This window comes from Nocardia sp. NBC_01327 (genome assembly GCF_035958815.1).
In the GTDB taxonomy this organism is placed as follows: domain Bacteria; phylum Actinomycetota; class Actinomycetes; order Mycobacteriales; family Mycobacteriaceae; genus Nocardia.
Genome location: NZ_CP108383.1, coordinates 2,590,146 through 2,609,291, shown reverse-complemented (window position 1 = coordinate 2,609,291; position 19,146 = coordinate 2,590,146). Strand labels below are relative to the sequence as shown.

18 protein-coding genes are annotated in these 19,146 nt (G+C 66.8%); 7 read left to right on the top strand and 11 right to left on the bottom strand.

Going from position 1 to position 19,146, the window contains the following annotated elements:
- Nucleotides 1-53 precede the first annotated feature (53 nt).
- On the top strand, nt 54-1,556 hold the full coding sequence (locus OG326_RS11425; protein ID WP_327144603.1) for an amidase: 1,503 nt from the start codon (nt 54-56) through the stop codon (nt 1,554-1,556).
- Between the two features lie 182 nt (nt 1,557-1,738).
- On the opposite strand, the gene OG326_RS11420 is transcribed toward OG326_RS11425, so the two are convergent.
- The 8 genes from OG326_RS11420 to ctaD all read right to left on the bottom strand — a co-directional run bounded on the left by OG326_RS11420 (nt 1,739) and on the right by ctaD (nt 9,635).
- On the bottom strand, nt 1,739-2,509 hold the full coding sequence (locus OG326_RS11420; RefSeq protein WP_327146442.1) for an NUDIX hydrolase: 771 nt from the start codon (nt 2,507-2,509) through the stop codon (nt 1,739-1,741).
- 140 nt (nt 2,510-2,649) lie between these two features.
- Entirely contained in the window at nt 2,650-3,102 is a 453-nt protein-coding gene (locus OG326_RS11415) for a MoaF-related domain-containing protein (RefSeq protein ID WP_327144602.1), read from the bottom strand.
- 216 nt (nt 3,103-3,318) lie between these two features.
- On the bottom strand, nt 3,319-4,152 hold the full coding sequence (locus tag OG326_RS11410; protein WP_327144601.1) for an ABC transporter ATP-binding protein: 834 nt from the start codon (nt 4,150-4,152) through the stop codon (nt 3,319-3,321).
- Between the two features lie 25 nt (nt 4,153-4,177).
- The gene (locus tag OG326_RS11405; RefSeq protein WP_327144600.1) at nt 4,178-4,399 is read right to left on the bottom strand and encodes a hypothetical protein; all 222 of its coding nucleotides are present in this window, start codon (nt 4,397-4,399) and stop codon (nt 4,178-4,180) included.
- Nucleotides 4,400-4,554: 155 nt separating this feature from the next.
- Nucleotides 4,555-5,310: an aminoacyl-tRNA hydrolase gene (locus OG326_RS11400; protein WP_442790944.1), complete on the bottom strand. Its 756-nt coding sequence runs from the start codon at nt 5,308-5,310 to the stop codon at nt 4,555-4,557.
- A 359-nt stretch (nt 5,311-5,669) separates the two neighbouring features.
- Nucleotides 5,670-6,257, bottom strand: a complete 588-nt coding sequence (locus OG326_RS11395; RefSeq protein WP_327144598.1) for a protease inhibitor I42 family protein — start codon at nt 6,255-6,257, stop codon at nt 5,670-5,672.
- A 161-nt stretch (nt 6,258-6,418) separates the two neighbouring features.
- On the bottom strand, nt 6,419-7,666 hold the full coding sequence (serB, locus tag OG326_RS11390; RefSeq protein WP_327144597.1) for a phosphoserine phosphatase SerB: 1,248 nt from the start codon (nt 7,664-7,666) through the stop codon (nt 6,419-6,421).
- Nucleotides 7,667-7,898: 232 nt separating this feature from the next.
- On the bottom strand, nt 7,899-9,635 hold the full coding sequence (ctaD, locus tag OG326_RS11385; protein ID WP_327144596.1) for an aa3-type cytochrome oxidase subunit I: 1,737 nt from the start codon (nt 9,633-9,635) through the stop codon (nt 7,899-7,901).
- Between the two features lie 187 nt (nt 9,636-9,822).
- Here ctaD and OG326_RS11380 point away from each other — a divergent pair, with 187 nt between their 5' ends.
- Nucleotides 9,823-10,929, top strand: a complete 1,107-nt coding sequence (locus OG326_RS11380) for an ABC transporter substrate-binding protein (RefSeq protein ID WP_327144595.1) — start codon at nt 9,823-9,825, stop codon at nt 10,927-10,929.
- A gap of 93 nt (nt 10,930-11,022) precedes the next feature.
- Here OG326_RS11380 and nrdF read toward each other — a convergent pair whose 3' ends face one another.
- Complete coding sequence (nrdF, locus tag OG326_RS11375) at nt 11,023-11,985, bottom strand: class 1b ribonucleoside-diphosphate reductase subunit beta (RefSeq protein WP_297621309.1); 963 nt, start codon at nt 11,983-11,985, stop codon at nt 11,023-11,025.
- A gap of 382 nt (nt 11,986-12,367) precedes the next feature.
- Here nrdF and OG326_RS11370 point away from each other — a divergent pair, with 382 nt between their 5' ends.
- Together OG326_RS11370 and OG326_RS11365 are read left to right on the top strand one after the other, a co-directional pair.
- Nucleotides 12,368-13,033, top strand: a complete 666-nt coding sequence (locus OG326_RS11370; RefSeq protein ID WP_327144594.1) for a response regulator transcription factor — start codon at nt 12,368-12,370, stop codon at nt 13,031-13,033.
- The gene (locus tag OG326_RS11365) at nt 13,030-14,334 is read left to right on the top strand and encodes a sensor histidine kinase (RefSeq protein ID WP_327144593.1); all 1,305 of its coding nucleotides are present in this window, start codon (nt 13,030-13,032) and stop codon (nt 14,332-14,334) included. The genes OG326_RS11370 and OG326_RS11365 overlap by 4 nt, the downstream gene beginning before the upstream one ends.
- An 8-nt stretch (nt 14,335-14,342) precedes the next feature.
- Here OG326_RS11365 and OG326_RS11360 read toward each other — a convergent pair whose 3' ends face one another.
- Nucleotides 14,343-15,305, bottom strand: a complete 963-nt coding sequence (locus OG326_RS11360; RefSeq protein ID WP_327144592.1) for a quinone oxidoreductase family protein — start codon at nt 15,303-15,305, stop codon at nt 14,343-14,345.
- A gap of 228 nt (nt 15,306-15,533) precedes the next feature.
- On the opposite strand from OG326_RS11360, the gene OG326_RS11355 reads away from it, so the two are divergent.
- From OG326_RS11355 to OG326_RS11345, 3 genes are all read left to right on the top strand, one after another.
- Nucleotides 15,534-16,184 carry a histidine phosphatase family protein gene (locus tag OG326_RS11355; RefSeq protein WP_327144591.1) on the top strand — a complete coding sequence of 217 codons (651 nt, stop codon included), beginning with the start codon at nt 15,534-15,536 and terminating at the stop codon, nt 16,182-16,184.
- Between the two features lie 149 nt (nt 16,185-16,333).
- Nucleotides 16,334-17,608 carry a PucR family transcriptional regulator gene (locus OG326_RS11350; RefSeq protein ID WP_327144590.1) on the top strand — a complete coding sequence of 425 codons (1,275 nt, stop codon included), beginning with the start codon at nt 16,334-16,336 and terminating at the stop codon, nt 17,606-17,608.
- 132 nt (nt 17,609-17,740) lie between these two features.
- The gene (locus OG326_RS11345) at nt 17,741-17,983 is read left to right on the top strand and encodes a hypothetical protein (protein ID WP_327144589.1); all 243 of its coding nucleotides are present in this window, start codon (nt 17,741-17,743) and stop codon (nt 17,981-17,983) included.
- Here the strand turns inward: OG326_RS11345 and OG326_RS11340 are convergent.
- On the bottom strand, nt 17,957-18,979 hold the full coding sequence (locus tag OG326_RS11340; protein WP_327144588.1) for an alpha/beta hydrolase: 1,023 nt from the start codon (nt 18,977-18,979) through the stop codon (nt 17,957-17,959). The two genes, OG326_RS11345 and OG326_RS11340, sit on opposite strands and share 27 nt — an antisense overlap.
- Between the last annotated feature and the right edge of the window lie 167 nt (nt 18,980-19,146).

Here is a 19,146-nt window from a genome sequence, read left to right as displayed (position 1 = left end):
GCTATTCTTCGAAGGTGCGGGTCGAATCGGTGACCCGGCGTGAGGAGGCAATGATGAGGTTCGACGAGTACCGCGCCCATGACGCGGTCGGATTGGCCGAGCTGGTCGCCCGGGGCGAAGTGCATGCGGCCGAACTGCTGCAGCTCGCGCTCGACCGCTGCGCCGAAGTCGATCCGGTGCTCGATCTCGTGAGCCTGCTGATGCCGGAGGTCGGCAAGGAACTCGCCGAGCGGCCCGGCACCGGACCGCTCGCGGGCGTGCCGTTCCTCATCAAGGATCTCGTCCAGGATTACGCCGGTTATCCGACCTCCGGGGGCACCGGACCGCTGCGCGCGGTGCGCGCCGAGCGGCACAGCACTGCCGTCGAGCGCTGGCTCGAGGCCGGTCTGGTGATCTTCGGTAAGACGACCACACCGGAATTCGGCAGCAAGGCGATCACCGAGACCCGGACATTCGGGGCGACTCGAAATCCGTGGGATCCGAACCGCACCCCGGGCGGGTCGTCGGGCGGTTCGGCGGCCGCGGTCGCCGCGGGCATCGTGCCCGTCGCCGGCGCCAGCGATGGCGGCGGATCCATTCGAATCCCGGCCGGCTGCACCGGCCTGTTCGGACTCAAGGCGGGCCGGGGGCTGGTCTCGAGCGGACCGCTGTCCGGCGATCCGCTGTTCGGTGCGGTGTCGGAGGGTGTCATCTCCCGCAGTGTGCGCGACACCGCGGTCATGCTCGACATTCTGAGCCCGCCGGACCCGGGCGGGCCCTTCATGGTGGCGCGCCCCGAACGCCCGTTCCGCGAGGCCGTCACCGAGCTGCCGCGCCGGCTGCGGATCGGCTTCACCCATGAGTCCCCCCAGGGCACACCGGTCGATCCCGAAGCGGTGCGGGCGGTCGAGGATATGGCTCACCTGCTCGAAAGCCTCGGTCACACAGTCGAACCCGCCGCACCGGTGATCGACGGCAAGCAGCTGGCGCTGGACTTCATGACCGTCTGGACCGCCTCGGCGGCCACCGAACTCGCACAGGCCTGCCGGATCACGGGGGCCTCCCCCGCCGATTTCGATATCGACACCCAGGTACTCGCGGCGGTCGGCCGCGCCGTCCCCGCCACGGATCTGATGACGGCGCACGGGCGCTGGAACACCTACACCCGATCACTCGGCGAATTCCACTCGACCTACGACCTACTGCTGACCCCGACCCTGGCCGAACCGGCGCTGCGCATCGGCCAGAACCGCACGCCCGCCATCGCGGACACACTGCTGCCGCCACTGCTCCGGCTGGGCGCGGGAAAGCTGCTGTCCCGCACCGACTTCTATGTCGACCTGATCACCGCGAATCTGTCGGCCGTGCCCTTCACCCAGCTGGCCAATATCACCGGCCGTCCGGCGATGAGCGTCCCCAGCTACTGGACCGAGACGGGCCTGCCCCTGGGCACCCAGTTCGTGGGCCCGCCGTCCAGCGAATACCTGCTCCTGCAGCTGGCCGCCGAAATCGAAAGCGCCCGGCCGTGGTTCGAGCGGGTCCCGGCGGACAGCCTGCTACAGAAGGCGGCTCGCTAGGCAGACAGTGCACGGCCGGGACCAGATTTCACGTCCGGTTTCAGCGACTCCACCCTGGACGGCGAAGCGAGGGCCCCGGTGGAGGTCCATTCCGCGCGCCCGGACCGGTGGCGGTCCCGCACATCTCGCAGGCGGTGGGCCAGGAACTGAGCGGACGCGCCGCCTCGGAGCCCGGTGGGCGGCTACTCCGGACGCTGGGAGCCGCGGAGGCGGGCATCCTTGGGGAGGTCGGCGAAGTAGCGGTCGGCGAGGGGGAAGGCCAGGGCCGGGTGACCGTCCGGGTTGTAGATGGGCATGATCGGGTCGATGGTGCGGGTGGCCGCGAGAATCTCTGCGGTCGAGCCGAATTCGCGGAGGGCGTCGAGCTGGGTCCAGGTCGGGGGCAGCAGTACGTCCAGGCCCTGCTGCCAGCGGGCGATCGCCTCGGCGGGGGTGGACCAGGTGACCACATCGGCCTCGGAGGTGGCGCCGTCGGCGAGCTGACCCTCCGGGAGCACCGCGACGAAGAAGCGGGTGTCGTAGCGGCGCGGCTCGACCTCGGGGGTGATCCAGTTGTCCCACGGGCGCAGCAGATCGGCACGCAGGACCAGGTGTTCGCGGGTGAGGAATTCGGCGAAGGACAGTTCGCGGCGTTCCAGCTGCCCGCGCGCCTCGGCGTAGATCGAGGTGTCGGAGACGACGGTATCGGCGGTCGGACCGGCGAGCAGGACGCCGCACTCCTCGAAGGTTTCCCGGACGGCGGCGCAGACCAGGGTCTGGGCGCGCGCGGCATCGGTGCCGAACCGCTCGGCCCACCAGGCGGGTTCGGGTCCGGCCCAGTCGAGGGTGACGGCGGCATCGGAGCGGTCCACGCCGCCGCCGGGGAAGACCGTCATTCCGGCCGCGAAGGCCATCTCGACGACGCGGCGCTGCAGGAACACCTCGGGCCCGCGCGCTCCGTCGCGCACCAGCATGACCGTGGAAGCGTCCTTCACGGGCGCGAAGGCAGGCTGGGAATCGGGCTGGGCAACTGTCTCACTCACATTTCGCACCCTAACGGTTGCTAGGGCACAGGGACAGAACCCGGTGCGGTGTCAGTCCGCCAGGTGGACTGTCAGTCCGCCAGGTGAACCGAACCCGTGCGAGTTTCGATGGCCGGGGCCGCCGCGGCATCGGAATGACGGGACCAGGTGCCCTGCACCTTGCCGGTGCGATAGTCCTGCACCTGACTGACCACCGCGCCGCTGCCCTCATCGGTCCAGGTAACCAGGAAGACGCCGGTATCGAGTGGCTCGACAACAACGGGCGAGGTGGTCTTGCGGCCGGTATCGGCGGCGATATACGTGATGGTGCGGCCGTCGTCGGCGAAGGTCGCGGTCCCGCCCGAACCGCTGTCGTAGCTCAGCAGCACGCTCTTGCCGTGCAGATCCGCCGGCAGGCTGGTGGCGCTCATCCCGACGGCGGATTCGGAGGCCGAAACCTTGTGCGGCGGCGCCGGATCGGCGACACAACCGGCTGCGGACAGTGCGACGGCCACGAGCGCCACGACACCGGATAAGCGACCCATCCCCTGCTCCCTCCGTCCGCGGTGGAACCACCCGCGCCACCGCCCCATGCCGAATATTCGCCGAAATTCGACAAATACTCAGCTATTGCGCTTCCATGCCAGATCAGTTCGATACTGACAGCGTTGCCGATAGTTTGCCCGTCGAATACACACGATGCAACGGCAGCGCGCGGAAGTCGTGCGCGGATACGGAAATTCAGCAGTCGCGATATCTGATCAGCGGTTGCGGTGCCGTCCGAAACGCTGGGCGCGGCGCGCGAAATAGCGGCCGTCGATGCGATCGAGCGCAATCGATTGCCGGAACGCGTCGCTCAGATTCTCGGCGGTGAGGACATCCTCGAGCAGGCCCTGCGCCACCACACTGCCCTCATTGAGCAGCAGGCCGTGGGTGAACCCGGGCGGGATCTCCTCCACGTGATGGGTGACCAGCACGGTCGCGGGGGCGTCCGCATCCGCGGCCAGATCGCCGAGGCGCTCGACCAGCTCCTCGCGGCCGCCCAGGTCCAGGCCCGCCGCGGGCTCGTCCAGCAGCAGCAGTTCCGGATCGGTCATGAGGGCCCGCGCGATCAGCACCCGCTTGCGCTCACCCTCCGACAGCGTGCCGTAGGTGCGATCGGAAAGATGTTCGGCGCCCAGGCTTTCCAGAATGTCCACGGCACGGTCGGTATCGATCTCGTCGTACTGCTCACGCCAGCGGCCCATGACCGCATAACCGGCCGACACCACCAGATCGGCGACCTTCTCGTCGATCGGGACGCGGCCGGCCACCGCGGCGGAGGAGATTCCGATGCGCGGGCGCAACTCGTTGATATCGACCTTGCCGAGCGTCTCGCCGAGCAGATTGGCCTGACCCGACGTCGGATACATCTCCGCGGCGGCCATGCGCAGCAGGGAGGTCTTGCCGGCGCCGTTGGGGCCGAGCACAACCCAGCGTTCGTCGAGTTCCACCTGCCAGGTGACCGGGCCGACGAGCGTATGGCCCGAGCGTCGGACGGTCACATCGTTGAAGTCGATGAGCAGATCGGGATCCGGTTGCGGCACGGGGTCCATCTTGGACCACCGCCCCACTCACGCGTCAACGTGGTGGAAAAACGCGATGCGTGTCACCTTCTCCGGCGCGCGGTCCGTGCGTGAATTCCTCGGCGTGACGGTCGAATTCCGTCGCGCCCGGGGATAGCTCGGGCTCCTTGCGGCCGCGTTTCGCGGCGCCGCCCGATCGGAACATGCGCGCCAGCAGCAGCGCCGCCGGAACCGACAGCACAACCCACACGATGAGAATTACCAGCACTGTAGTCATATCCGTGTTTCCTCCCGCGGAAACTCGTGCACCGAATCCTTCTCCTGCCGCCCGATGAAGTCGATACCCGCAGCACACATATGCCAGCACCGACCGAACGGTCCACGGCGTGGACACCCTCCTAGTTCAGCAGCCCATCACCATCCATTGGGCCTTCAACGCGCCGGAACCGCAATCACAGTCATCGAACCGGGCGCCACCTCGGTGAACCCGGCATCGCGGACCGCGACCGCCGTTCCCTCGGCCACCTTCTGCTGTAGCTCTGCCCAAAGATCGCGATCGGCTTCGGCAACGTTGCATCGGAAACCGCGCTCGGCCCAGGCGTGCGCCTGCTGCACCGGCATAGCACCGGCCAACAGCATGCTGGCATGCCCGACCTGCGCGGCGGCCTTACCTACTGTCATACCCAATTTCGAATCGACCCATAGCGTCGGAAATCCGGGGGTGATCAATTCCGGTTCCTCGGAAGCTAATTCGGTGCCGCTGATCTGGAGGCGTTTTATTCGCGGATCGATATCGCCGACCGGGCCCGGCACCAGCGCCCGCGCCTGCGCGCCCGCGAATTCGACGGTCACCCCGTCGACCTCCTGTGCGGCCAGCCACTGCGCACCGCGCGCCCGCCGCGCCACCTTGCGAATCCGCGACCGCTTCCAGGTGAGATACCGCTCCTGCCACTCCCCCTCGGGTCCGACCCGCTCGTCCAGGCACAGCGCGACCACCGCGGTCGCCGCCGCGGCGAGCAGCGCATTGCGCAGCGGCGGATCGGCTTTCGGCATGTGCAACACCATCTGCATGGCCTGCACGAGCGCCGGATCCGCCGGGTCTCCCCCACCCCCGTACCCGCGCGCCAACTCCGCATGCCGCGCCGCGAACCCGGCATCGATGGTGGACTCAACGCTTGACACCGGCATCACTCCTCACACCCGATAACTCTTAGCCAGCGTAACCACACCCCGAAAGCTGCCCGCCGCACCGAGCCGACACGATCGCCGTCAACCCACTCGGCCGTCATCCCGGCACAGGCTCTCACCTTCCCTGCACAGGCTCTCGCCTTCCCCGGCAGAGACTCTCGCCTTCCCGGCACGGGCTGTCGCCTTCCCCGGCAAAAGCTCCCGCCTTCCCTGCACAGGCTCTCGCCTTCCCTGCGCAGGCTCTCGTCATCCCTGCACGGGCTCTCGTCATCCCTGCACGGTTTAGCCGGGATCCACACAGGCAGCGCGCCATGGGTTTCAGTGGATCCCGGCCGAAAGCACGCCGGGATGGCGCGGGGTCAGCTGACGGTGAGGTTCAGGGCGAAGGTTTCGGCTGGGGGCACGCCCTGCTCCCAGGAGCGGCGGTATTCGAGGAGCAGGTGGGTGGCGCCGGGGGCGGTGGCGGTGAACTTCCAGGTGGACTGGCCGCCGACGCCGGCCATACCCTCGGGGCTCGGGTCCTGCTGGTACTCCGCGCCGCCGTTCTCCTTGACGGTGTTCTGGTCCAATTCGGCCAGCTGCCAGGCGAATCCGGTGGTGGGGTTGGCCGCGAGTTTCACCTCGAGGCCCTGGCCGACCTGCAAAGGGATGTCTTTGCCGTCGGAGTCCTTACCCACGGTGACGGGGGCGGGCGCCGGGTTGGCGACGGAGCTGGTGGTGGTCGCGGCGACCTCGTTCGGATTGCTGCTGCCGCAGCCGGCCAGCGCCAGACCCAGCATCACTACCGCCAGTGGTGTGCGCATCCGCACGGACAGCCTCCCATCGTCGTGGCCGAAGTATCCGACCACGCTACCGATGGCGGCGCCGCCGACAGCGCAGGCGCCCGGCCCGCGCGCCGAGTCGGCAACAGCACGCTGCAAACCCAGGCTCGCGCTGTCGGACGACAACAGCAGGCTGCAAACCCAGCCTCACGCCGCCGGACTACAACAGCACGCAGCGAACCCAACCTCACGCCGCCGGACTACAACAGCACGCAGCGAACCCAACCTCACGCCGCCGGACTAACGGGACAACAGCGCAGGGCCGGACCTGAGCTCGCGGCGCTGGACTAGCGGGGCAGCGGGACGCGGCGGATGCCACCGTCGCGGGCGTCGGCGGCCTCGAGTTCGGCGCGGGTGACGCCGAGGATGAAGAGCACGGCATCCAGGAACGGGTGCGAGAGTGCGGCATCGGCGACTTCGCGCAGTGCGGGCTTGGCATTGAACGCGATGCCCAGACCCGCCGCATTGAGCATGTCGATATCGTTCGCGCCATCGCCGACCGCGACGGTCTGCTCCATGGCGACCCCGGTCTCGGCGGCGAAGCGGCGCAGCGCAACGGCTTTCGCGGCCCGGTCCACGATCTCCCCGACCACGCGGCCGGTGAGTTTGCCGTCGATCACCTCGAGGGTGTTGGCCTGCACGAAATCCAATTCCAGTTCGTGCGCGAGGGGTTCGATGACCTGGCGGAAGCCGCCGGACACCACACCGCAGCGGAAACCGATGCGGCGCAGGGTGCGAATGGTGGTGCGGGCGCCCGGGGTCAGCTCGATCTGCTCGGCGACCTCGTCGATGACGGAGGCGTCCAGACCCGCGAGGGTGGCCACGCGCTGGCGCAGCGATTCCGCGAAGTCGATCTCACCGCGCATGGCGGCCTCGGTGACCGCGCGCACCTCGTCCTCGACACCGGCGTGCGCGGCCAGCATTTCGATGACCTCGCCCTGAATGAGGGTGGAGTCCACGTCGAATACGATGAGCCGCTTGGATCGGCGCGCCAGACCCGCGCGCTCGACCGCGATATCCACGCTCTCCTTGGCGGCCACCACGGCCAGCATGGTGCGCAGCGAGGTCTCGGTGTCCACCTCCGAGTCCGGCACGGTGACCATGAGCTCCAGACCGGTCACCGGATAATCGGCGATACCGCGAATGGAGTCGATATTGACCCGCTGCGCGGCAAGCTTGCGCGACATGACGCTGAAGGCGCGCGCGGTGACCGGACTGCCCAGCACCACGATCGCATGCGTGGACAGGCGTGCGCCCGCGACGGAATCCGCGCCGATCTCCACATCCACATTCATGCCGACGCTGGCCATGGCGTCCTCGAGCTGATCCTGCAGCGCTTCGGGATCGGTGGGACACGACACCAGCACGCCCAGCGTGAGGCGTCCGCGAATCACGACCTGCTCGACATCCAGCAGACTGACGGCGTTATTGGACAGTGCCGCGAGGAGTACCGACGTCACGCCCGGTTTGTCGGGTCCAGTGACCGTGACCAGAACCGTCGTGTCAGCGCTCCGCCCCTCCGCGCTTGTACTCAATCCATGACTCCGTTCCTCGCAACACCGGCCACCCGCGCATGGGGGCGGTGCTCATTCTGTCAGGCGAATCGCCCCCGGTTCCCGCCGCCCGCCGTCACGGCCGTCACAGGAGGACCGCGGCCCCTTCGGATACGGCGGCTCCCATTCCAGCGCGGCCACCGACCCGGCGATCTCCGAATACGCGAACGGCGGCTGTCGTAGGACAGCCGCCGTTCGTATCGCTCAGTTCAGGCTAGTGGGAAGCCTTCTCCAGCTCGGTCACATTGTGGGACTTGGTGCCCCAGCCGACATGGGCCTCGGCGCGCATGCGCTCGACCATGTGCGGGTAGTGCAGCTCGAACGCGGGACGCTCGGAGCGGATGCGCGGCAGCTCGTAGAAGTTGTGCCGCGGCGGCGGGCAGGACGTCGCCCACTCGAGGGAGTTGCCGTAGCCCCACGGATCGTCCACGGTCACGACCTCGCCGTAGCGGTAGGACTTGAAGACGTTCCAGATGAACGGCAGCATCGACGAACCCAGGATGAAGGCACCGATCGTGGAGATGGTGTTCAGGGTCGTGAAGCCGTCGGTCGGCAGGTAGTCGGCGTACCGGCGCGGCATACCTTCGTTGCCCAGCCAGTGCTGGACGAGGAATGTGGTGTGGAAGCCGATGAAGGTGGCCCAGAAGTGCCACTTGCCCAGGCGCTCGTCCATCATGCGGCCGGTGATCTTCGGGAACCAGAAGTAGATGCCCGCGAAGGTGGCGAACACGATGGTGCCGAAGAGCACGTAGTGGAAGTGCGCGACCACGAAGTACGTATCGGAGACGTGGAAGTCGATCGGCGGGGCGGCCAGGATGACACCGGACAGACCACCGAAGAGGAACGTCACCAGGAAGCCGATGGACCACAGCATGGGCGTTTCGAAGGTCAGCTGACCTCGCCACATGGTGCCGATCCAGTTGAAGAACTTCACGCCGGTCGGAACCGCGATGAGGAACGTCATGAAGGAGAAGTACGGCAGCAGCACGGCGCCGGTGGCGTACATGTGGTGCGCCCACACGGCGATGGACAGCGCGGCGATACCGAGCGTGGCGTAGACCAGCGTGGTGTAACCGAAGATCGGCTTGCGGCTGAAGACCGGGAAGATCTCCGAGACGATGCCGAAGAACGGCAAGGCGATGATGTACACCTCTGGATGACCGAAGTACCAGAACAAGTGCTGGTAGAGCAGCGCACCGCCGTTCGCCGGGTCATAGATATGACCACCCAGGTGACGGTCGTACGCCAGGCCGAACAGCGCCGCGGTGAGCAGCGGGAAGGCCAGCAGCACAAGCACACTGGTGACGGCGATGTTCCAGGTGAAGATCGGCATGCGGAACATGGTCATACCGGGGCAGCGCAGGCAGACCACGGTGGTGAGCATATTGACGCCACCGAGGATGGTGCCCAGACCGGAAACGGCCAGGCCCAGGATCCACAGGTCGGCGCCGACGCCCGGGCTGTGGACGATGTCCGACAGCGGGGTGTACGCGGTCCAGCCGAAGTCGGCCGCGCCGCCGGGGGTCACGAAGCCCGCGGTGGCCATGGTTCCGCCGAACAGGTACAGCCAGTAGCTGAAGGCGTTCAGTCGCGGGAATGCCACGTCCGGCGCGCCGATCTGCAGCGGCAGCACGATGTTGGCGAAGCCGAACACGATCGCGGTGGCGTAGAAGAGCAGCATGATCGTGCCGTGCATGGTGAACAGCTGGTTGAACTGTTCCGGCGACAGGAACTGCATGCCCGGTCGGGCGAGCTCGGCGCGCATCAGCAGGGCCATGAGGCCACCGATGAGGAAGAAGGACATGGCGGTCACGAGGTACATGACGCCGAGAACCTTCGGGTCCGTCGTGGTGACCATCTTGTAGATAAACGAACCCTTCGGACCCACACGTTGCGGGTATGGCCGAGCCGCTTCCACTTCACGGACTGGCTGTGGCTCTACGGCAGTCACTCTTCCTCCTGAACAGGTGCCTTCTGGTCGTTCGTACGCGGTGCTCCGGCGTCCGGTTCGACGCATGACGAACGACGGGGGGCGTAGCGCTCCAAGGATCGTAAACCGTGCTCTCACACCGGTCGCGGGCAGCTCCTACTCTGTGTCGTAATTGGGTGTCGCGGTCGCCGGATGTACGCTGCCTGCCATGCCGGTGCGCGAGTCCGCTTCCACCCGAAACATGTTCGCCTCCACCCACACCCCCGCGCGGCGTTTGCGCACCTGGGGCGCGGTTCTGGCCGCGGCGGCGGTGCTACCGGCGGGGTTGCTCGCAGGCTGCAGTAAAGGGTCGGACGACGCCGAGAGCGCGATCGTGAAGACCACCACCAGCATCGCGGGCGCGGGCGTGGTGGGACTGGAGCGCGATACCCGGACGGCGTGCGCGCTGCCGAGTTCCCCCGATGCGACCTCCGGAACCCGGACGATCACGCACGCCGCGGGCACCTCCGATGTTCCGGCCGATGCGAAGCGCGTGGTGGTGCTGTCCACCGCGGCGCTGGACGGGGTCTGCGCGCTGGGTCTGTGGGAGCGAGTGGTCGGCGCCGCAACGATTTCCGGCCCGACACCGCAGCCCGCCTACCTGGGCACGGGCGTCTCCGCCATTCCCGGTGTGGGCGCGGTCGGCAGCCCCGATACCGCGAAAATCGCTGACCTGAAGCCGGATCTGATTATCGGCGCGGCCTCGGACGGCCCCGAGTACGACGCCATGAAGGCCATCGCACCCACCGTGCTGGTCGGCTCCGACAATGGCTGGCAGGCGCAGTTCAGCGCGATCGGCGAGGCGCTCGATCGCAAGACCGCCGCCGCCAAGGCGCTCGACGACTACCGCACCGCGGCCCACGATGCCGGAAACTCGCAGGCGGCCAACCTTTCTCAGGCCTCCATCCTGCGCTTCGACGCGAAATCCATTCAGGTGCAAGGCGGTAACAGCTTCGCCGGGCAGGTGCTCGGCGATGCCGGCGTACAGCGTCCGCAGTCGCAGCGCGGTGATTCGTACGATGTGCCGACCCTGGGCACGGAGGCGGACCGCAACAAGCTCGAGGGCGACATCGTCTACATCATGTTCGACGGCGCCGACGGCCAGAAGTACGGCGAATCGGTAATGCACAGCGACAATTGGAAATCCCTGAGCGTCGTCGGCGACAACCGCGATTTCGTGGTCGAGGACACCATCTGGCACGGCTCCGGCATCACCGCCGCCCGCGCCCTCCTCGACGATATGCGCAAGTCCCTCAACGGATATGTGACGGGCTAGATTTCGCTCCGCCGTATGCAAAAGCCCGGCATCCGTGAATCGGAGTGCCGGGCTTTGTTTTTCATGACCTACAGAGCGAAATTAGCTCCGCGACTAAAACTCCCAGTCTTCGTCTTCGGTGTTGACGGCCTTGCCGATGACGTAGCTGGAACCCGAGCCGGAGAAGAAGTCGTGGTTCTCGTCGGCATTGGGTGAGAGGGCCGAGAGGATGGCGGGGTTGACGTCGCACTCGTCCTTGGGGAACAGGCCCTCGTAGCCGAGGTTCATCAGGGCCTTGTTGGCGTTGTAGCGCAGGAACTTCTTGACGTCCTCGGTCAGGCCGACCTCGTCGTAGAGATCCTGGGTGTACTCGACCTCGTTCTCGTACAGCTCGAACAGCAGCTCGAAGGTGTAGGACTTGAGTTCGTCGCGCTCGGCCTCGGACCGGAGCTCGAGGCCCTTCTGGTACTTGTAGCCGATGTAGTAGCCGTGCACGGCCTCATCGCGAATGATCAGGCGGATCATATCGGCGGTATTGGTGAGCTTGGCCCGCGAGGACCAGTGCATCGGCAGGTAGAAGCCGGAGTAGAACAGGAAGCTCTCCAGCAGGGTGGAGGCCACCTTGCGCTTGAGCGGGTCCTCGCCGTTGTAGTACCCGAGCACGATCTCGGCCTTGCGCTGCAGGTTCCGATTCTCCTCGGACCAGCGGAAGGCTTCGTCGATCTCCTTGGAGGAGCACAGCGTCGAGAAGATCTGGCTGTAGCTCTTGGCGTGCACCGACTCCATGAAGGCGATATTGGTGTAGACCGCTTCTTCGTGCGGGGTCAGCGCATCCGGGATGAGGCTGACCGCGCCGACGGTGCCCTGGATGGTGTCCAGCAGGGTGAGGCCGGTGAAGACCCGCATGGTCAGCTGCTTCTCGCTGGGGGTCAGCGTCGCCCACGACGGAATGTCGTTGGACACCGGCACCTTTTCCGGCAACCAGAAGTTGCCGGTGAGTCGATCCCAGACCTCCGCATCCTTCTCATCAAGCACGCGGTTCCAGTTGATCGCGGATACCCGATCGATCAGTTTCACGCCTGTTCACTCACCCTTCCCAGCACACCGGCCCGTTCCAGAAGTCCTTCACCTGAACACTACTACTGGTGGCGGAGATCATCCGCCAGCACAAGACCTTGTGTCTTCCTACTGTCCTGCGAGAATGCCGAAAAGGGTGGGGCCGGGCACTCCGTTGACCGCAAATCCGCAGTCGTGCAATCGGTCACAGCAGGTCGCAGTGGTCGTGCCGGCCTGCCCCGGATCGGTTTGCCGAGCAGATGCCCGGCACCGATTTCAGCCTCGGTAAGTAGGTGTCCGGCTCACCCTCACGACCTTACCCATCATTTTCCGATCATTTCGCGGCGACCACCTGCGTTCTCTGCGTTGGGCGCCTGTTCCGAATGCCTTACTGTCTGGCCCTGTGCGTGTTTTGGTGTTGGAGGACGATCAGCAACTCAGTCATGAGGTAACCGCCGGATTGCGATCGGCGGGGTTTGCTGTCGACTTCGCGTACGACATCGCCGACGCCGATTTCAAGATCGCCATCAATCGCTACGACTGCCTGGTCGTCGATCGCGGCCTGCCCGACGGTGACGGCCTGGATCTGGTCGCCGGGGCCCGGACCGCGGGGCACACCATGCCCGCGCTCATGCTGACCGGCCGCGACGGACTCGATGATCGGCTCGCCGGATTCGAGCAGGGCGCCGACGACTATCTGACCAAACCGTTCGCACTGCCCGAACTGGTGATGCGGGTGCGCGCCCTGTGCCGGCGGCGGGAGCAGCCCACCGCCTCGCGAATCGCGGTGGCGGACATCGATATCGACCTCATGCGCCGGCGGGTGACGCGGGGCGGGATCATGCTGACCCTGACGCCCAAGGAATTCGCCGTCCTGGAACTCATGGCGACGCGGCTCGGCAGCGTGGTGACCCGCACCGATCTCATCGAATGCTGCTGGGACGAAATGGCCGAGCCCGCATCGAATGTGGTGGATGCCGTCGTGGCGAAGTTGCGGCGCAAGCTCGGTGAGCCCTGCGTGATCGAAACCGTGCGTGGCACCGGGTTTCTCATCGGTGGAGCGGTATGAGTTCACATCGGCTGCCCGCTGTGGCCCGGCTGCGGCGGGCGCGCTGGCTGATGACCGGTCTGGTCACCGTCATCACCGCGACGGCCGTGCTGGCGCTCGGATTCGTGGCCTCCACCATCGATTCGCACTCGCGCGCAATCGAAGCCGACCGTCAGGTGGAGAAGGTGGCGGGCGGACTGGCGCGCGCCATCCAGCACGATGACAAGAATGTGCTGGATCTGTCCACGGTGATCGACGACGATCTGGCCAAGGGACCGACGGCGGTGGTCGTGCTGGTGCGCAAGCAGGGTGAGTCATGGAAGCAGGAGCACACCTATCTGCGCTCGCTCATGCCCAGCGATACCGAGATCACCACTCTCGCCACGCAAACCGAGGACCATTCCAACGGCGACCTCTACGCCTCGATGCTCAATACCTCGACCGATATCACCGGGCGGAAGGTGCGGGTGGCGGGAACGCCGGTGTACTGGACGGACTGGGACAATTTCGTGGTCATCCTGGCCAGCGGCGAGTCCATGGATAATCCCGGTCAGCATCGAATGCTGGTGTGGGCCTTGGCGATCGGCGGCAGCCTGCTGGTACTGCTGTCCACCGCCGCCGCCTATCTGCTCTCCGGCCGCAGTCTCCGCCAGGCCCTGCGCCTGCTCGACGAGCACGAACAGTTCCTCGGCGATGCCGCACACGAATTGCGCACTCCCCTCACCACTTTGAAACTGCTCACCGAATCGCGGCCCAAACCCGAAGAGGTGCAACAGACTCTGGCCGAAGCCCGGAAACTGGCCGATCGCATGGCCCGCCTCGTCACCGGCCTGCTCGCCCGCGCCCGAATGCAAACCGGCATAGCCGAACCCGAGCGCACCCTGCTGCGCCTGGACCAGCTGGCCGAGGCCGTCGCCGAGGAAGCCGGCGACGACCGCATCACCGTCACCGCCCACCCCACCGTCGTCGTGGGCGACCCCCAGCTCCTCGGCCTCGCCATCCGGAACATGCTGGAGAACGGCCTGACCCACGGCGCCGTAAACCGTTCCGCCCCTGTGGAAGTCCACATCGCCGAGGGCCGAGTCAGCGTCCGCGACCACGGTCCCGGCGTAGACCCGGTCATGTCCGCCAGCCCCTTCGACCGCGGTGCCGCCGGCCGCTCCGGCCGCAATGGCATCGGCCTCGCCCTCGTGGCCTGGGTAGCCCAGACCCACGGCGGCAATGCCTCCATCGAACCCGCCGTCGGCGGCGGCACCATAGCCACCCTCTGGCTCCCACCCGCCGACATCACCGTCGGCGTCCCCGCCGGAGTGCGCATGTAGCGCAACACTCAGTTCTGGTTGACGAGTACGTATTTGGCGGATGCGCCTCCGTTGAGGTCGTGGTAGACGCGCACCGCTTCCTCCAGTGGGCGCAGCACCGCCGGGTCGGGTGCGGGGAGCTCGCCGGAGTCGAAGGTGACGCGCAGTTTCTCCAGGGACGCGGCGCTGGCGACGACGTCGTGCAGGAGTGAATTGACGCCGATGATGACCGCGCCGCGGCGGTACAGATCGAGGACCGGTACGCGGACATGGCCGTCGGCGGGCGCGGCGATGATGCAGACTCGGCCGCCGACGGCGAGCACCGGCACCACGGCGGGAAGCCAGTGACCGGTGGTTTCGAAGACGACCTCGGCGCCTTCCGGACGGCGCGCGTGCACGGTGGCGGCGAGTCGGCCCGGATCGTCGAGCAGCACCGTCTCGATGCCTTCGCCGCGCAATTTCTCGGCGAGTTCCGGACGGCGCACTCCGACAATCACATCCGCGCCGCGCCCTCGTGCGATATCCAGCGCGGCGCTACCGACCGCGCCGAGTCCGATGAGCAGCAGTGTGGTGCCGGCGGTGACGCCACCGCGCTCGATGGCTTCGAACGCGGTGAGGTACGGGGTTCCGCAGGACGCGGCCTGTTCGAAGGTCAGGGTTTCCGGCTTGAGCGCGACGCCGCCCGCCGGAAGGGCCAGCATTTCGGCGTGCGTGCCGTCGCGGGTGAAGCCCAATCCCTTTCCGCTGCCCCATACTTCGCGGCCGACCAGCTCGTCCGGCCCCGCCACGACCACGCCCGCGAAATCACGGCCGGGCACCCGCGGCACCGTCGTATACGGGAAGCGACCCAGCACATTCTTCACATCGCTCGGATTCACACCGGCGGCGACAATGCGCACCAGCACCTCCCCCGCCGCGGGTTCCGGATCGGGCACGGTGCCCAGCGCCAGCGCGTCCAGAGTGCCGATTCGGTCGAACGTCAGAGCTCGCATGCGGTGCCTTCCCTTGTCATTCGGCTGCCAGTCGGCCCGATGGCCGTCGGAACGAATCTGCCACCACTCCCCCGGATCGGTGAATGCGAGCTCTATCACTTCGCGGCGATCGGGACGCTGAAACGCCGTGGCTGGGTAAGGCCCCAATGTGTGCATGTCGAATCACACCGGTTCGGTGCGATTCGGCGCACCATGGAGTGCGATATCGGCGGAACGGAGAGAGTACTGATGTTGGAGTCGCTCACGATGGTTCGGCACGGGGAGAGTGTCGGGAATGCGGCGCTGGCGGGGGCGATCACAGCGGGGGCGGAGGAATCCGGTCTAGGGCTGCGCGATTCCGACATTCCACTCTCCGATTTGGGCCGGGCGCAGGCGGGTGCGGTCGGGAAGTGGCTGGCACGACAGTGGGATTCGGTGGATGCGGTGCTGTGTTCGCCCTATGTGCGGGCATTGGAGACCGCCGAGATCGCCCTGCGTCCCGGGCGGGCCCCTGCGGTGCAGGTCGATGAGCGATTGCGGGATCGCGAGCAGGGCTTACTCGGAGGGCTGACCGAACTGGGCGTGCAGCGGCGGTATCCGGCCGAGGCGGCCGCGCGGGAATTGATGGGCCGCTTCTACTATCGGCCGCCGGGCGGTGAGGCGTGGACCGATGTGGCGCTGCGGCTGCGGACGCTCCTGCCCGAATTGGAGGGCCATGTCCTGGTTTTCGCGCACGATCTGGTGATCGTCATGGTCCGCTACATCCTCGACGACCTGGACGAATCCACCATCCTCAAGATCGAGAGCAATCAGCTCGCCAATGCCTCGATCAGCCGCTGGGAGCGGGACCATTCGGGACTGCGCCTGCTCAAGTACAACGACATCGGACATCTCGAATAGCAGATACCGGGCCTTGTGAGAAGTCACGGAAGTCGGGGCTTGCCGCTGCGGTCGATCACAATGCGAAAGCAACCTCACCACGGGCCGCCCGGTATGCGTTATCGTTCCGTGACCGGAGGCCCTGCCTCCGGAGGTTGGAGGAGTCGCCGATGTCCGTCGACAATCCGGCCCGCACCGGGCTCATTATCTCGGGTACGCCGATGTCGTCGCCACTGCAGGATGTGCGCGGTTTGGCACGGCATATGGTCGGGCACTTCGTCGAGACCGTCGCACCGTGCGGGACACTGCCGGGCGATGCCATACACGGTGATGTCACCACCATCACCCGCATGTGCCTGGAACTGGCGGTGGGCATGCTCGATGGGCAGGACCTGCCGGAGAAGACCAAGCGGCTGGAGGAGGCCGCGGCCCAGTGGGCGCGCGAGGGCATACCCATCGATACCATCCACCACGCCATCCACGAGGGCTTCAAGATCGGCTCCGATCTGGTGATCACCGGCGCCATGCCGCGGCATCTGCAGCGCAGCGGGCCGGACGGGAATGCCGAATTCGTCATCGCCGCCGCGGATGTGGACAACATCATGGGCGGCGCGAAAATGGTGATGGAACTGCTGGACCGCATGACCTCCGCGGTCTCCCGGGCCTATGTGCGCGAACTGCGCTCGGTGGTCAGCGAACACCACACCGCCGTGCACACGCTCACCTCGGCGCTACTGGGCGGGCACAGCACCTCCACCATGGTCCGCGAGTGCGGTATCGAGATCGCCGACTCGTATCATGTACTGGCCGTATCGATTCCGGAGCATCCGGAGGAGCATTCACCGACCGTCGAGGGCGCGGTGGTGGCGCGGCGGAAGCTGCGCCGGCTGCAGGCCGAACTCGCCACCAAGTACGCCGGGAAGGTGCTGTCGCTGCTGAGCGTGGACGGCGGCACGATTCTGGTGCCCGCCAACGAACTTCCCGATGAGCAGCTCGACGAATTGATCGAGCGGCTCTCGCGGGCGGCGCGGGTGCCGATTGCCGCGACCATGGTTTCGGCTACGCCGCAACAGATTCCGGATGCCGCCGATCAGGCGCACGAACTGCTCGATATCGTGCACCGGCTGCGCCTGACCCGCGGGCTGTTCCGTTTCGACGAACTGGCGCTCGAGTATCAGCTCACCCGTCCGGGGCCGGGCCGCGATCACCTCGGCTCACTGCTCGATTCGCTCGATGCGCATCCGGAACTGCTGGAGACGCTGCGGACCCACATCAGCAATAACCTCAACCGGCAGCGCACCGCGCGAATCCTGCACGTGCACACCAATACCGTGGACTACCGGCTCAAGCGCATCGGTCAGCTGACCGGATTCGATCCGACCCAGGCGGCCGGACTCTGGTATCTGCGATCCGCGCTGGTCGCCCGCACATATCAGGCGGGCTGAATGTTGTGAGGTTTCCAAGCCGGACGCGGATCGCGGTCAGCAGCAACAGGTTCCAGTTACGGTCGGTTACAGAGACTTCAGCTGCCGCTCCGGCAGCGGATCTCCACCGCACCATTGACGAGGAGCACCGCTATGACCAGCACTGCTGCGAATAAAACCGTGTTCGACAGCTCCGGAGAAGCCCTCACCCACCGGGTCACCGTCTATCTCGGCGGGCCGGACGACGGCGCCGAACTCGCCATGGAGTACGCGGCCACCTGGCCCGAGGCCTCCGACTTCACCGCGGCGGCCGTCCGCGCGGGACTGATCGTCACCGTGGACGGCCGCATTCGGCCGGGCCTGCGCCGGCTACCTCGGAACGGCCTGCGGCACTGACTCGAACGCCGTTTCCAGGGTCTGCCACGCCGGGCCGATCTGGGCCGCGAAGTCCTCCCAATCGTGAATTCCCGCATCCTCGTAATGCACGGTGGCGGGAATTCCCAAGTCGCTCAGGTGCTGTGCGAATTGTTCGGTACAGGCCCGGGCCCCCGCCTCCAAGGCGACACCGCCACCCGCCTCCTTCAACGCCCCCATGACGTCCCGGGCGGCCGCGATATCGGACAGATCACTGGGAGTGGGCATACCGGATCCGGCCGAGAGGTAGATCACCGTGCCGCGCAGGGCTTCCGCACCCACGGTGCTGTCGTGCTCACGCCATTCCGGCGTACCGGGCGGCCCCCACATATTGGTCACATTGCCGCCGCGCGAGGCCACGGTGATGGTGGTGACGGCCGCACCGATGACGTCCATGGTGGAGTAGCAACCGCTCAAACCCGCTACGGCCCGGTAGAAGCCGGGATGCCGGTGCGCGAGCATCATCGCGCCCTGCGCGCCCATCGACACGCCCGCGACGGCGCGCTGACCGTTCGAGTGCAGGTAGGGCTCGATGACTCCCGGCAGCTCCGCGGTCAGGAAGGTCTCCCAGCGATTCCAGCCGAGAGCGGGATCCGGGCTGTCCCAATCGCTGTACATGCTGCCGGTGCCGCCGGTCGGCAGGACCACGTCGACGGGTTTGTCGGCGAAGAAGTCCGCCACGCTGCCCTTGGTCAGCCAGTCCGAAACCTTGCTGGCGTCGACGCCGTCCAGGAGATAGAGGGTCGGGCGGGGTCCGGCGCCCGCGCCGCGCAGGACATCCACGGTGACGGTGCGGCCCATGGCCGCGGAGGGGACATCCACCTGCTCCCAGTGCGGTCCGACCGCATCCACGGGAAATGCCACCGACTGCAGGGCGATTCGAGTCGGCGCCAGCCCACTGCCCAGCGTGGCCCCCGGCAGTCCCGCCACCAAGGCCAGCGCGACCGCGGTCCCGGCCAGCGCCGCCCGCCGCGTCACACCGCCGCCCATACGGGTTTATGACTGATATCGATCGGTTCGTACGGCACGGTGGCTCCTGACGGTGGTCCCGGCGTGAGGGGACCGAATGTAGGCCCGATCACGCTGCTGCACATTCGATTCCGGACAAGTCTTGGGGTACCCACGGTTTTCGACCTCACGCGCTG